The sequence below is a fragment of the Bacillus sp. CH_48 genome (assembly GCF_038008465.1).
Classification (GTDB): domain Bacteria; phylum Bacillota; class Bacilli; order Bacillales; family Bacillaceae_G; genus Bacillus_A; species Bacillus_A thuringiensis_S.
On record NZ_JBBOZF010000002.1, the window covers coordinates 1 to 13,135 of the forward strand.

The window sequence follows — 13,135 nt, forward strand, 5'->3', positions numbered from 1 at the left end:
ACGCCTGCCTTGGCATGATAAAAGCTAACGCTTTTCCATGCCTGCGGTCAGACGCATTCATTTTTGATTCTCGCTGCGCTTAAATCAAAAACAAGCTCGGCAAGCCGAGTGAATGGTCTTCAGGCGTATTTTGCCCTGCGGGACTTCCTGGACAGAACGCTTCGCATCTGTCCAGATTCTTTTTCTAGATCAGCTTCCGCTTCTTAGAAAAAGACAAATAAAATTGCCCTCCGGCATTTTATTTGTTTGATCAAAATGTCATGCTTCGCATCACATTTTGAATGAAATTAAACAAACATTTGTTTAAAAATGTTTATTTAATAAAAAACGAAACATATAAACACGAATTATAGCGAAAACCCATAGCTTCGCTATAAAATCCCAAATAATTAAATACAGAGATAAAGCAAAGACAGGAGGCATCCCTATGGCCGCGCCACGAAAACATATAAGAATTCTAAAAACAACAGAGATCGAAGGCATGGATATGCTTTGGAAAACTGGAACAGCTACCAGAGAACAAATGAAAAGAGAATATAACATCAAAGGAGATCGTCTAAAAAAACTTTGTCATAGTGAATACTTAGAAGAACGCACAGGAAAAATTGTTTTAGGAGAAAAAGGGATAGAAAAGTTTAGGAAAGAGGGAAAAGAATATCAATATAAAACCGGTATAAATAACGCCAAACATGATATTCGTCTCTCTGAAAAATACATCTCTCTACCTAAAAAAATAAGAGAAACATGGAAAACAGAAAAACAATTGCATTCAGAGGCCCAGAAAGACCCCAGATACAACAATTTCAAAAAAAGAATAGTAGAGTCCCATCCGCAAGGAAAATTCCAACCAACGCCCGATGGAGCCATCTATAGTGAAGCGCATAGCGGTTACATTGCTATAGAGGTGACAACACGTAACTACAAAGAGATTGATATCCAACAAAAACAAGAATTCGCAAAAACATTTTTATCCGGATATGAACAACTATAGGAGGAAAAAACATGGCAATACAACCAACATTTATTGTTCCACATACTTTTTATACAGTACATGAAATTATGGATAATATGAATTCACCCTATATCTTAAACTTACATGACATTCAGGAAGATCCACATAAGAGAAAATTAAGTGATGAATTACATTTATTCATCATGAAGCATTATCATAATCTATTTACATTTATGCTTCATCATCAACCCTACATGTTAAAGTCACAATTCCTAGATCTATTCGGCTACCAAAAAGGGAAAAAGAATAAATCTAGAACACTTGGTTATGCAAAATTAAAAGAGTTAGAGGATAAACTGTTAATTGGCTCTAAATCCTTTTATGGTGCGGAATATATTTATTTATCTTATCGGGTTTACTATTATTTTGGCCAAGAAAAAAAGGTACTGCCCATTGCACCTGGAGAGAATGTACTCTTCCGCCATTTTACTCGTATGGAAGACTATCTAGGATTAAATAAACAATATACAGACCCAATATTATTAACCGCATTGCTTTGCTCTCACGAGCATTATTATCTATTACATACAGAACCATTTTTCCCAATTCAACCAATACAAGAGAAAGATACACATTACTTTGGAGAATACTTTCCAAACAACAAAATACCTAAAAATCTTGATATGGAATTTGTAACAGACTTTCTCATAAAGACAAAACAAGAAAATAGGGGATTGTGGTTCATCAATGAAGAGACACCTGAAACTCAACTTCATGTACTCATTACATTTATCGATGAACTCTTTAAAATCCTTACTACACGTTGTTCTCTTAAATTACTTATTAATGATCAAAAAGAATCTTTACAAATCGTAGCAAATATTATCCCGATACCAGGAACATCTTATATCACAATTAATAACCTAATCTCTGATATCTATCATATTGAGTTTTTATTAAAGATTTGCTTCCCAACAGTCATAACAAGCTTTACTTTTATTGTGATGAACCAAGATCATGAACGTGAGTTAAACAATGTTATCAATAGAATTACTAAAATTAAAGAAAATAAAAAGAATCTACAACCTTGGCAATCTATGATTGAACCAAAAAACATCAAAATCCGAAATACAAATCTATTTAGACGTTTAAATTTCAACGATTTCTACGAATCTCAGCGAGAGAAACCACTCCCACAGTAAACACTTACTTATCGTAAGTGTTTTTTGATCTTCCCCCTACTTTTGAGGTAGAGGCTGGCCGGGGTGTGGGGAGACCCCACGTATTACGTATCTAAAAATAGAGTAAGACAAATTATAAGACGTTAGATCAAGCGATTTGGCTCGTATAATGAGTAGCTCAAGCCGATATGCCTAAATCCCACTTTTGAGTTTATCGGCTTGGCGATGAAAGCAAACGAGCCAAAAAAAGTTTGGCAAGGATGTTAGAAAAAAGAAAAGTTTTGACTTTAGCCGAGGATTGACGAGGCGACTTTTTTCTAACAAAGGTGGAGATTTTTGAGTGTTCTTCTCAAAAATACTACCTGTTCCTTGCGGAACTTTTAGCCCTATATATAAGAGTGAGATAGAGAAAATAAAGAAAGTCAGTAATATCAAGGGTTTAAGAGACATAGGGTGTACCCAAAAGGGAACACCTGTGTACCCAAAAGGGAACACCTAAAAAATGGAAAAACATAAAAAAAAAAAGAAAGCAATAAAAAAATCACTCTCTTTTTAAAATATTTTATTTAAAATAAATAAATTGGTAATTTATGTTTTTTGTTATCTTCAGTTACAAAATTTCTAAGTGCTTTTTTAAAAATTCTTTGAGTTGCTTTATCCACTCCGTCTTTTGGAGAACAACACATAATATTAGGATTAACAAACCAAGTACGGCTTGTACAAATACGTCCATCTTCTGTTGTTGTGCCAGTTTCTGCAACAGCCAATAATCCTTTTTTCATTAAACCATTCATTAATTGAGAAACTTTTCCTCTAGTTCTATTCAATTTCTTAGCTAAATAAGTAGGCGTTGCACTATCAGAATCAAATTCGTTCTCTTTGCTAGCCCTTTCAACTAAAATATTTGTTTTGAACTCTACATAAGGTATAAGATCCATTAAAAAAGCTTTTTCAGATGTTGTTAAGTATTCAATTTCACTTAGATAATTATAGTTATCCATAATAATCTGCACAAATTTCACCCGATCCGTCGGCTTTTTCTTTTTTGCAATGAAATACTCTTCTCCTCCAGTCGCCTTACTTAATAACTGCAAAAGCATTGCTTTTTCTTCTTCTGAATAGCCACCAGCTTGCAATTGATTATAAATATTATCAATCTTATTATCTCTTTCTATTGCTTTTTTTTCAGCTTGTCCAAAATCTACAACTTTTGTCATAAAATAATTCTCTCCCCTAGTGGAAGGAATCAACTTTTATATGTTAGAATGTATATAGAATATATATTGGTTGATTCCAACCTTATTATGAAAAACCGCCTGCCGTCCAAAGCATGGGCGGTTTTTCTCGTTTATACGTCTTTCTTTATAATAACATGAAACCCTTGTTAAAGCTTTCCATCCCTTACAAAAACACAACATATAATCCTCTTTTTCTACTTTAAACTCATACGATACAGATATTATCCAATGTAAACTTTTAAATAGGTTTACATTCATTTTTTACTTTATAAAAATATTGAAAAACTCAAAAAAGCAATAATTCCCGAAAATAACGAAACCCCTGCAACAATCAACGTTTTTTGAATGATATACTTTTTCTTATCTCGCTTGTCTCTTTCCGCATTCACATCTTTATTTTCCATGAAAGCAACAATTTCAGCGTATGTTTTTATATTTTCACGTTTCTTAATTATGTCAATTTTTATAGCAGCTGTCATAGCAATTACCCAAAAAACAAATGGAATAACTAAACCTACATTACCAAAATATTTAATTGCTAATCCAATTGATCCTACAGCTAAAACCAAAAATATAGCCATTACCTGGCCCAACCTATTAAATTTAACTTGCTGAAGATTATTTTTCATCATTTCTACGTCCCCTTTAACTAAGTCATCTAGAGAAACATCGAAAAGAACACTTAGAAGCAATAAATTGTGAATATCAGGATAACTTCTTTCATTTTCCCAATTTGAAATGGTTTGACGAGAAACATAAATTTTTTCAGCTAAATCTTCTTGAGAAAACCCTTCCCTATCTCGATATTTTTTAATTTGTTTACTAAGATTCATTTCGATCGCTCCTTCTACATCAAAAATAGTTCAAGGTGATTTATTTATAGTAGCAAATATCTTTATAAAAGCTATTTTCAATATGTCAAAAAGCTTTATATACGTTTAAAAACCCCTTATTTATCAACATTTGTTAAATCTTAATCTTCAACCAAACGAAATAAACCTAATAAATTAAATATTACCCTCTATATTCAATTTATACAATATTATAAACCACTAAAAACAGAATCCCACAACACAAGACTCTTTTTTAGTAGTTTTGAAAGTGAACTTTTGAATAGAAGTTTACTTTCAATAAAAACAAAAGACGACATTAAATAAGTCGTCTTTTTTCTTTAAAACATCTATAAAAATTTTATTTTTTCTCCTGATTTTCTACTTTTTCAATTTTAGTATTGAATCCACTTTTAAATCCGTCCCAAAAATCACAGCCACCTAATGAAAACACAAATACACATAATAGACCTATCATAATACCCTTTTTGTAGTTCATTCTATAACATCCTCCATAAATACAAATCAATATCGTAATTATAATATATAAATTAAGAATATCTACAAAAACAATCTTAAATTCACCTTAAATAATCAAACTGTTATTATCATTTTTTGAATGTAAACTTTTTATTATTAGTTTACATTCGAATCCCTTTAAACATTGACTTCTCATCAAATTCCTTGGTATCCTCAATTCACACGACAAAAGTATACATTCAAAACACTGTAAATAAAGAGGTCGAAAATTCATGGACAAAAAACCACATCTCATTGATGTCCAACCCATCCGTAGCAAAGAACAGCTTGAAGATATGAAATGGGCCCTAAAACGTCACTGTTCCGAACGAGACTATATACTATTTTTAATTGGAATTCATACAGGACTACGTGTAAGTGATCTACTCCAACTTGAAACGCAAACTATAATAAAGTTAAAACGAAAGAAACGAAAGGAATTCAAAATCAAAGAAGGAAAAACAAAGAAAGAACGCATGATTAACCTTACTTCCATTTTTGATGAAGTCTATTCGTATGCCCAAACCCTAGAAAATACCTGGTTATTCCCTTCCCGAAAAGGAGATCAACCCATTAGTAAAATCCAGGCCTATCGACAATTGCAAAAAGCCGGAGATTTTGCTGGTATAGAGTCCATTGGGACTCACACTATGCGTAAAACCTTCGGCTATTGGTTCTATAAACAAACAAAAGATGTAGCCATGTTACAAGAAATCCTAAATCACAGTACACCACAAATCACTTTAAAATATATTTGCATCAATAAAGAAGAAAAAGATAACATACTTGATACATTTTATATTTAAACTATCAATTTTAGTAAAAAATAAAGGGGCCAATCTTTTAAATAAAAAAGATTGACCCCTTTTAAATATTAATTAGAAATAAAATCGAATTTCTTTAATATAAATTTCCAAATTCGTTCTTCTCCGATTATTACAGAAGCCCTACCTACCATTCCTGTATACAACTCATGTGAATCCTGTATATCAATTGTTGCTTCTAATTCATAAACATACCCTTTAGAATCCTTATCAAAAATAGGATGTGCTGATAAATAAGTTACTATTCCTGTTTGTTTATCAGATTTCTTTAGTTTAAACGAATATTGTACTTTATCCCCTTTTTTAATGCCCTTTATATCTTGAGCTGGCAATAAAATCCTAATCTTTTTCTCAGTATCTTTAGGAATAATTGAAACTATCTCTTGACCAGAATCAACTAGATCACCTTTTTGTATAGCAGAGGGGAATTGTACAACCCCATCCCTTTGAGCCCTTATACTTGTCATTTCATTTTGATTATGTAATACATCCAACTCTTGCTTTTTTATAAAGATTTCTTGCTCTAGAGGTTCAATTCGCTGATTAACTAAAACAATAGTACTTTCTTTATATTGATTTAAAGCATTTTTCTTTTCCTCTTGCTTTCCTTCTTTAGCAATATCAACTTTTTTTCCTTCATTTTGTAAAATATCTTTTCTTAATTGAATTCGTTTTTCAATACCATTTCGTTGAGAATCTAAAGATTCTATCTTATCATTCAAAGATTGTTTATAATCATCTAACACAGTCTCTTTTTGTTTTTTAACGGAATTTATTTCTTTTTGTATATTTTCTTTATCTATAATTAAACCTTGTAATACTTCATCTTGCTCAACCATAATTTTATTGTTATCTATAACTTTTATCTCATTATCTTTTTCATTTTGTAAAGATTCATAAGTTTGTTCATATGATTTATATTCTTCTATAATTTTTTTATCTGTATCATCAACAAAGAGTGGCTTATGAACTTGAATACTCTGTTTTAATTGTTCTAACATTCCTTTTTTCTTTTCTAAATGTTTAATAATTTGGTCCAATTGACTCTGTTTATCCATTAATTCCTGATTCTTTAATTGAATCAAAATATCCTCTTTTTTCACCTCATCACCTGATCTAACAGCAACAGTATCCACAATTCCCCCAATTTGCGTTCTGGATACGCTTATATCAGATTTACCTTGTATCATTGCAGTACCTTTACTCACAATATCTATTTTTCCTATATATGCCCAAATCATAAAAACTAATAAACTCATAAATAAAAAACATAACAATCCCATAATAAAACGAGGTGGCTTTCTTTCTAACAGTTCTACACTATCCGTTAATTGATCAAAAGAATAAATCTTATTCATATTGACCACCTCTCATTACATAAGATTTTTCTTCTATATCTCCTACATGAATCGTTTGATTCTTCCAAAGACGATAATATTCATTTTTCATAAATAATAATTCTTCGTGAGAACCTTGTTCTATAATAGTTCCATTTTTCATTACAAAAATTTTATTTGCATGCTGAATGGTACTTAATCTATGCGCAATCATAATTACCGTTATTCCTAGTAAACCTAATTCTTTTAGCATATCTGTAATTAATTTTTCTGTTGTAGAATCTAAATTACTAGTCGCTTCATCTAAAATTAAAATATCTGGTTTCTTTAACAATGCCCTTACGATAGCTAATCTTTGTCTTTGTCCTCCAGATAAATTTGAAGCATTTTCTTCTAAAATCGTCTCATAACGTAATGGTAATTCACTAATAAAATCATGAGCACAAACTTGCCTACATACTTGAATAACTTCTTCTAATGAAACTAAACGATTCAATCCAAATATCAAGTTTTCATAAATAGATCCACTAAAGAAAAAGGATTCTTGTGAAACATATGCAATACGATCCCTCAATGCTACTCTATTTATCTCTTTAATTTGATAATCATCATAATATATATCGCCTTGATTAAGATCATAATAATTCATTAACAATTTGGAAATAGTAGTTTTTCCAGAACCACTTTCCCCAACAAATCCAACTTGACTACCTGGATCAATAGAAAAACTTATATTATTTAATACATTCTTACGTGTCCCATAACGAAATGTAGCATCCACACATTCAATGCTTCCAGATAACTTTTTAGGAGAAACTTTATTATATTCTTTTTCATTTTGTTCTAAATCTAAATCAAAGATTTCATTTAAACGTTCTCCCGCAATTAATGCAGATTGCATTGTAGGCTGAATTCCTATTAAATTTTCAATTGGATTCAAAAAATAAACCAAAAGCGCATTATAAGAAATTAATTCCCCAATTGTCATATTCCCTTTTAACACTTCCATTGCACCAACCCATAAAATAATTGTCCCACCAATTAATTCAAGCCCCATCTTAATAGAACTTTGTAAATTAGCTAACATTCCACTTTTAAAAACATATCTCAAAAGATTTACAAAACGACTTTCTGTTTGAAAAAAGACCTCTTTTTCAGCATTATATGATTTTACAGTTGCAATACCATTTAAAGATTCCACCAAATAAGATGTTAATTTAGCATTACTCTCCATCTCTTTACGATTAATCTTTTGATAAGGTTTATGAAACCCCCAAATAATACCTATATAAAAAGGAATTAATAACAATGTAACCCCAAATAAAATCGAACTATGCACATATAACAATACCGCTCCTAACATTACCATAACTGTATCAATCATTAATGTAACAGTTATCGTTGATAATGCATCTCGTATTTTGCCAGCATCCATAAACCGCGAAATAATCTCTCCAACTTTTCTTGTTTCAAAAAAATGCATCGGCAAACCAACTACATGACGATAGTATCCAAGCATTAACTGAATATCTATACGTCTACTCAAATATAAAATCAAATGCGTTCTAAAATAAGAGAGCAAAATTTTAAAAATATACAAAACGATAATTCCGATAGACACAATATGAAGCGTCTGTATTAATTGATTTACAACTATATCATCAATTAACAATTTAAAATAAAATGCCCCAGCAAAACCAAACACATTAAAAAATATGGAAGCAATAAAAATTGGAAATAACAAATTAGTCTGCAGCTTCAATAAAGACAAAAAACGAGAAAAGCCCCCTTTAGATACTTCTACCTTCTCAAAATTTTGTTTGGGACTCATCAAAATTAAAATCCCTGTCCAAACTTTTAAAAAGTCTTCCAATTTATATTTAACAGACCCACTATCAGGATCTGCAACATATACTCTATTATTCTTCACTTTATGAATTACTACATAATGTAGTAATTCACCATCTACTAATATATGAGCAATTGCAGGCAAAGGAATTTCATTTAAAAATGTAGGATCTGTTGATTTTACTCCTTTCACTTCAAAACCAAGTCTTTCTCCGGCTTCCAATATTCCTTGTACATTTGTACCATCTAAATCCGTCCCTGCAATTTGACGAATTTTAGCAATTGAAATAGAAAGTCCATAATATCTTGATATCATTGCAAGACATGCTGGTCCACAATCTTGTAAATCATGCTGTTGAATACATTTAAACTTTTTGAACAAATTCAATCCTTCTTTCACTATTTTATATCCATCTATAATTCATTATATAAAATAAAATAAATTTAAAGTGAAAATTGTAAAAAATTATAAATATGTAAAATTGCATATTCAGAATTACATATTTTGTATTAGAATAAATCTATGAAATGTATATTTCTAAATATTAAAATATTAAAAGGAGGTTTACAGCATGAAATTAAATAACACAAAATTTGCTGAACTTAATGAAAAAGAACTTCAAACAAATGGTGGATTCAGAGTTTTCATCCCAGTTATTACTGCAGCAAATCAATGTTTAAAAGATAGTTATTGTCGTGGAAGATTAGGAAACGATATGGCTAACGCTGGAAGAATTGAAGCAGGTCATACCGGCGGCCGACCATAAAATCTAATTATTAAATTATGATTTTATCTTTATTAATATCAAGTTCAATACTTAAGTTAAGAATTGAACTTGATATTTATTAATAATCAAAAAAACAAAAATAATACAAATGAAAAATTCATCTAAATCCTCACTAATTAACCTTCAAATAAAAGATATTTAATCCAAATACAAAAAAATATAATTTATGGTATTATAAAAAACAAAATATTAAAATTAATAATTATATCTATCTTATTATTAAGTTTTATATTAAAGGGGATAAAACAAATATGATAAAAAACATACATGAATTTCTATGGAAACTAAAAACACTCCCATTTATTTTAACCATGACAATCTTAAGTTTTTTAATCACTATACCATTTACTTTACTACTCCCCCCATTACAAAATCATCCATCTAACGAGGATTCTATCTTTATACAAATTTTATCAGTATTAATTATAGCCCCACTAATAGAAACTTTAATTTTTCAAAAGTTTTTATTTTGGATTATGCAGATGATTCCATGGATTCGTAAATACAATATATTAGTTATTACAATTCCAGCAATCATATTTGGACTAAACCACCAATTTGGAATTACTTATATAATCTGTACTACAATCGTAGGTATGCTTTACAATTATGCATACTGGATATACCAAAAGAAAAATACAGAAAATTATATTGTAATGTCTGCTTTTTGGACCGTTTTTTGGATACATGAACTACATAATATATTTGCATTATTAATACAAGATTTATTATTATAATCAATAATAATTTAAAATATTTTATTTTAAGGGAGAGAAATAAAATGCATGAACTAATTACAAAAATACAAAAAAGTTATGATCCAAACCCAAGTCAAGATGCTCAAGTTTTTATTCTTTTTAGTATGCTATTAGCAATAATTGCATTTTTAAAAATCAAAATCACTAAAAAATAACATAACGATAGCAAGGGAATGCTTGTAGACTGATCTATACTGCATTCCCTTATTGTATGTATGCTATATTCTTATTCGCCTTTTTCTATAACAATAGAACCACGAATCTTGCCAAAAACATTGACTATAACCCTGTCCTAAGACATCTTCCTCTAATCTAAATAAAAAGATTACAAGAGCATATTTTTTTACTGTCACCAAAAGTGACAGGTTAGACAAGACCTAACAAAAACGTGATATCAAAAATTTAAGATATCTAAGGTGTTAATTTTTAATAAAAAAAGAATATACTCAAAATTTAAAGATTATAAAATTGCAATATAAATCTATTGTATTGTATAATGTATTTAGAATAATTAATAAATATAATCAGAAAGGAAGTTTAAGAATGAAAAATAACAAATTTGAAACTTTATCTAAAAAAGAATTATTAAACACTAATGGCGGAGGAAAAGTAATTGGAACTGATGCAGGACATTATCCACGAGAATGGGGTAAAAAATTAGGCCAATGGATAGGTTCAAAAATTAAATAATTACTTTTATTCAATAAAAAAACATATACATACGATAAGGGAATGCATATAAATTAATCTATACTGCATTCCCTTATTGTATGTATGCTATATTTCTATTCTTCTTTTCCCGACATTAAAACCTTACATAAAATACCGGCCAAATTTACTTTTTAAACAAACCGAAAAAACCTTTCCGTTTTTGTTTCTGATTTTGAGCCTGCATATCTCTAATGTTTTCAAGCAATAGCTGATCTCGCTTCTCTAGCTTCTTCTCTATAAAAACTTCTAATTCACTATTTTTACCTTCTACTTCAGTTAATTTTTTCTCCGTATTCGCTAAATGCTCTTTTGTCGTAACCAATTCATTCGTAATTTCTTGCAATTTTTGAACGAGTGCTTGATTAAATTGATTTTGTAACTGTTGATTCTCTAATACTTCATTCAATTTCTTTTCTAATTCTGATTTTTCTTCTTTTGAAACAAACGAATCAAGTTCTCCGTTTCGCCATGACCGAACTTGATCATAAGACCATTTTTGGTCATGTATTTTTTCTTTTATGGCTTTTAATTCTTCTATATTATCCTTCGAGTATCTGCGATGCCCTCCCTGACTTCGCTCCGTTTGTATGTTAAATTCGTTTGACCATACCTTTAACAAATCAGGTGTGATCCCTAAAAGATCAGCAACAATTTTCGGTGTATGCATTTCCGATTTTAGTTCCAATTTTTATTCCTCCCCAAAAAACGGAATACGTTTTTTACTTAAAAAACACGATTAAATCAACATTCCAATCAAAATCGGAATGTACTAGCAACCGATATGAAAACCGATTTTAAAAACGATTTAATTTACGAAATACATTCCGATTTTAACACCGATATGTATTACTTCTCGATAATAACATCAAAATCTTTTTTATTTAATATAAGATTTTATTCAAAAAAAGAATAGCGAGGATCCTACCTATCCCCACTATATCAACCATCTATAAAATCCTGTATACAAGATAACAAGACAAAAAAAGAAGAATCCTTGTATTTACAAGGATTCTTCTAAAATAATTGCTACCGATAATAGGACGTTATGTCAACTAATTGTGTATAGAATATACAATATGTTCAACCAAAATATTAGGTATAAAAAATAATATTCTTAATTTCTAAAAACTTTTATTTGCTACATTTAAATGTTTTTATTCATAAAACACCAATGTATTATCTTATTAGTATTGATCACTGGAACGATGATGTGAATGATGAATTGGAGCTGGTGTTTCAAGTGCAGAACCAAAAACATTTGTTCCAGCAACTATACAACCGCCTACTCCCATTTGAGGAAATATTATTCTAGCTATTTCATTTCCTCCAGCATCACGTACAACATTATGAATAAAAACACGAGTTCCTGCAGGAATTACTCCCCCAGATATAGGTACATCATTTAAAACAGTTAAAAAAGTCCCTATTTTACTTGTTAAATCACGAGAATTATATATATCATCCATGTAAGTATAAGGATTTGAATACGAATTTTGATACATAAATTTTCAACCCCCATATTTCCTAATTTTATCTGGTACATTTATCTATATATTCATTGGGTTATAATCTGTATAGATGAAAGACCTATAAACAGTTTTATTTTTAGATATAAATAGCAAAAACTAACCTTATTTAATAATATTAATATTATTAATAATTCTACTTATTTAACCAAAGATATTATTAAAACTTAATAATATCTTTGGTTTTTGCCCTATGCTGGGAGTCCCATCCTACACTTTATATTCCACGGTTCACTTGACCACGAGCCTCTACACCCTCAAACTCCCAAAGATAACCCCAGCGGGCAAAAACCGCCCTTCTGGGGCCACCTCTGATGAGTTTGCATGAGGGTGCCCCTCATGGTCAAGTGACTTTCGCGGCATAAACGTTACGGATTCAGTGATCAGCCCTTGTCTAGCTATTCTCTCATGTCCCCCTATTAAAAAATCTCTTATAGTAAAATCAATATATCGTATAATATAGTTAAACTTGATTATATATAGTATCACATATAATCAAGTACATATGCTCCCCTCCGGGGAGCCCGGTTTATCGCCTTAACGGCTTTAAACCGGGAAGATCAAGAGCATCTGACGAATCATCTTGCCGTCCTTCGTCCTGCAAGATTCAAGCAGGGCAAAAT

14 protein-coding genes are annotated in these 13,135 nt (G+C 30.2%); 7 read left to right on the forward strand and 7 right to left on the reverse strand.

Annotation, left to right across the window (positions count from 1 at the left end; genetic code table 11):
- The first annotated feature begins 427 nt into the window (after positions 1 to 427).
- Both N2V92_RS29790 and N2V92_RS29795 read left to right on the forward strand, forming a co-directional pair.
- Positions 428 to 991 (forward strand): hypothetical protein, encoded by a 564-nt coding sequence (locus N2V92_RS29790; protein ID WP_170265065.1) that lies wholly within the window; start codon positions 428 to 430, stop codon positions 989 to 991.
- An 11-nt stretch (positions 992 to 1,002) separates the two neighbouring features.
- On the forward strand, positions 1,003 to 2,154 hold the full coding sequence (locus N2V92_RS29795; protein WP_170265063.1) for a hypothetical protein: 1,152 nt from the start codon (positions 1,003 to 1,005) through the stop codon (positions 2,152 to 2,154).
- Positions 2,155 to 2,699: 545 nt separating this feature from the next.
- On the opposite strand, the gene N2V92_RS29800 is transcribed toward N2V92_RS29795, so the two are convergent.
- From N2V92_RS29800 to N2V92_RS29810, 3 genes are all read right to left on the reverse strand, one after another.
- Positions 2,700 to 3,350 (reverse strand): MarR family transcriptional regulator, encoded by a 651-nt coding sequence (locus N2V92_RS29800; RefSeq protein ID WP_170265061.1) that lies wholly within the window; start codon positions 3,348 to 3,350, stop codon positions 2,700 to 2,702.
- Positions 3,351 to 3,637: 287 nt separating this feature from the next.
- Positions 3,638 to 4,204 (reverse strand): helix-turn-helix transcriptional regulator, encoded by a 567-nt coding sequence (locus N2V92_RS29805; RefSeq protein WP_170265059.1) that lies wholly within the window; start codon positions 4,202 to 4,204, stop codon positions 3,638 to 3,640.
- Positions 4,205 to 4,562: 358 nt separating this feature from the next.
- Complete coding sequence (locus N2V92_RS29810) at positions 4,563 to 4,700, reverse strand: hypothetical protein (RefSeq protein WP_166695583.1); 138 nt, start codon at positions 4,698 to 4,700, stop codon at positions 4,563 to 4,565.
- Positions 4,701 to 4,953: 253 nt separating this feature from the next.
- On the opposite strand from N2V92_RS29810, the gene N2V92_RS29815 reads away from it, so the two are divergent.
- Positions 4,954 to 5,526 carry a tyrosine-type recombinase/integrase gene (locus N2V92_RS29815; RefSeq protein ID WP_170265057.1) on the forward strand — a complete coding sequence of 191 codons (573 nt, stop codon included), beginning with the start codon at positions 4,954 to 4,956 and terminating at the stop codon, positions 5,524 to 5,526.
- Between the two features lie 68 nt (positions 5,527 to 5,594).
- Here N2V92_RS29815 and N2V92_RS29820 read toward each other — a convergent pair whose 3' ends face one another.
- Entirely contained in the window at positions 5,595 to 6,902 is a 1,308-nt protein-coding gene (locus N2V92_RS29820) for an HlyD family efflux transporter periplasmic adaptor subunit (protein WP_170265054.1), read from the reverse strand.
- A complete protein-coding gene (locus tag N2V92_RS29825) occupies positions 6,895 to 9,111 on the reverse strand; it encodes a peptidase domain-containing ABC transporter (protein ID WP_170265052.1) in 2,217 nt (738 codons plus the stop codon). The genes N2V92_RS29820 and N2V92_RS29825 overlap by 8 nt, the downstream gene beginning before the upstream one ends.
- A gap of 190 nt (positions 9,112 to 9,301) precedes the next feature.
- Here N2V92_RS29825 and N2V92_RS29830 point away from each other — a divergent pair, with 190 nt between their 5' ends.
- The 4 genes from N2V92_RS29830 to N2V92_RS29845 all read left to right on the forward strand — a co-directional run bounded on the left by N2V92_RS29830 (position 9,302) and on the right by N2V92_RS29845 (position 10,965).
- Positions 9,302 to 9,496, forward strand: a complete 195-nt coding sequence (locus tag N2V92_RS29830) for a hypothetical protein (RefSeq protein ID WP_098090941.1) — start codon at positions 9,302 to 9,304, stop codon at positions 9,494 to 9,496.
- A gap of 272 nt (positions 9,497 to 9,768) precedes the next feature.
- Positions 9,769 to 10,254 carry a CPBP family glutamic-type intramembrane protease gene (locus N2V92_RS29835; protein WP_170265050.1) on the forward strand — a complete coding sequence of 162 codons (486 nt, stop codon included), beginning with the start codon at positions 9,769 to 9,771 and terminating at the stop codon, positions 10,252 to 10,254.
- 44 nt (positions 10,255 to 10,298) lie between these two features.
- The gene (locus N2V92_RS29840) at positions 10,299 to 10,430 is read left to right on the forward strand and encodes a hypothetical protein (protein WP_255259189.1); all 132 of its coding nucleotides are present in this window, start codon (positions 10,299 to 10,301) and stop codon (positions 10,428 to 10,430) included.
- Between the two features lie 388 nt (positions 10,431 to 10,818).
- Complete coding sequence (locus N2V92_RS29845; RefSeq protein ID WP_170265049.1) at positions 10,819 to 10,965, forward strand: hypothetical protein; 147 nt, start codon at positions 10,819 to 10,821, stop codon at positions 10,963 to 10,965.
- 145 nt (positions 10,966 to 11,110) lie between these two features.
- On the opposite strand, the gene N2V92_RS29850 is transcribed toward N2V92_RS29845, so the two are convergent.
- Entirely contained in the window at positions 11,111 to 11,671 is a 561-nt protein-coding gene (locus tag N2V92_RS29850) for a MerR family transcriptional regulator (protein ID WP_170265047.1), read from the reverse strand.
- Positions 11,672 to 12,170: 499 nt separating this feature from the next.
- Positions 12,171 to 12,488 carry a hypothetical protein gene (locus N2V92_RS29855; RefSeq protein WP_047387979.1) on the reverse strand — a complete coding sequence of 106 codons (318 nt, stop codon included), beginning with the start codon at positions 12,486 to 12,488 and terminating at the stop codon, positions 12,171 to 12,173.
- Between the last annotated feature and the right edge of the window lie 647 nt (positions 12,489 to 13,135).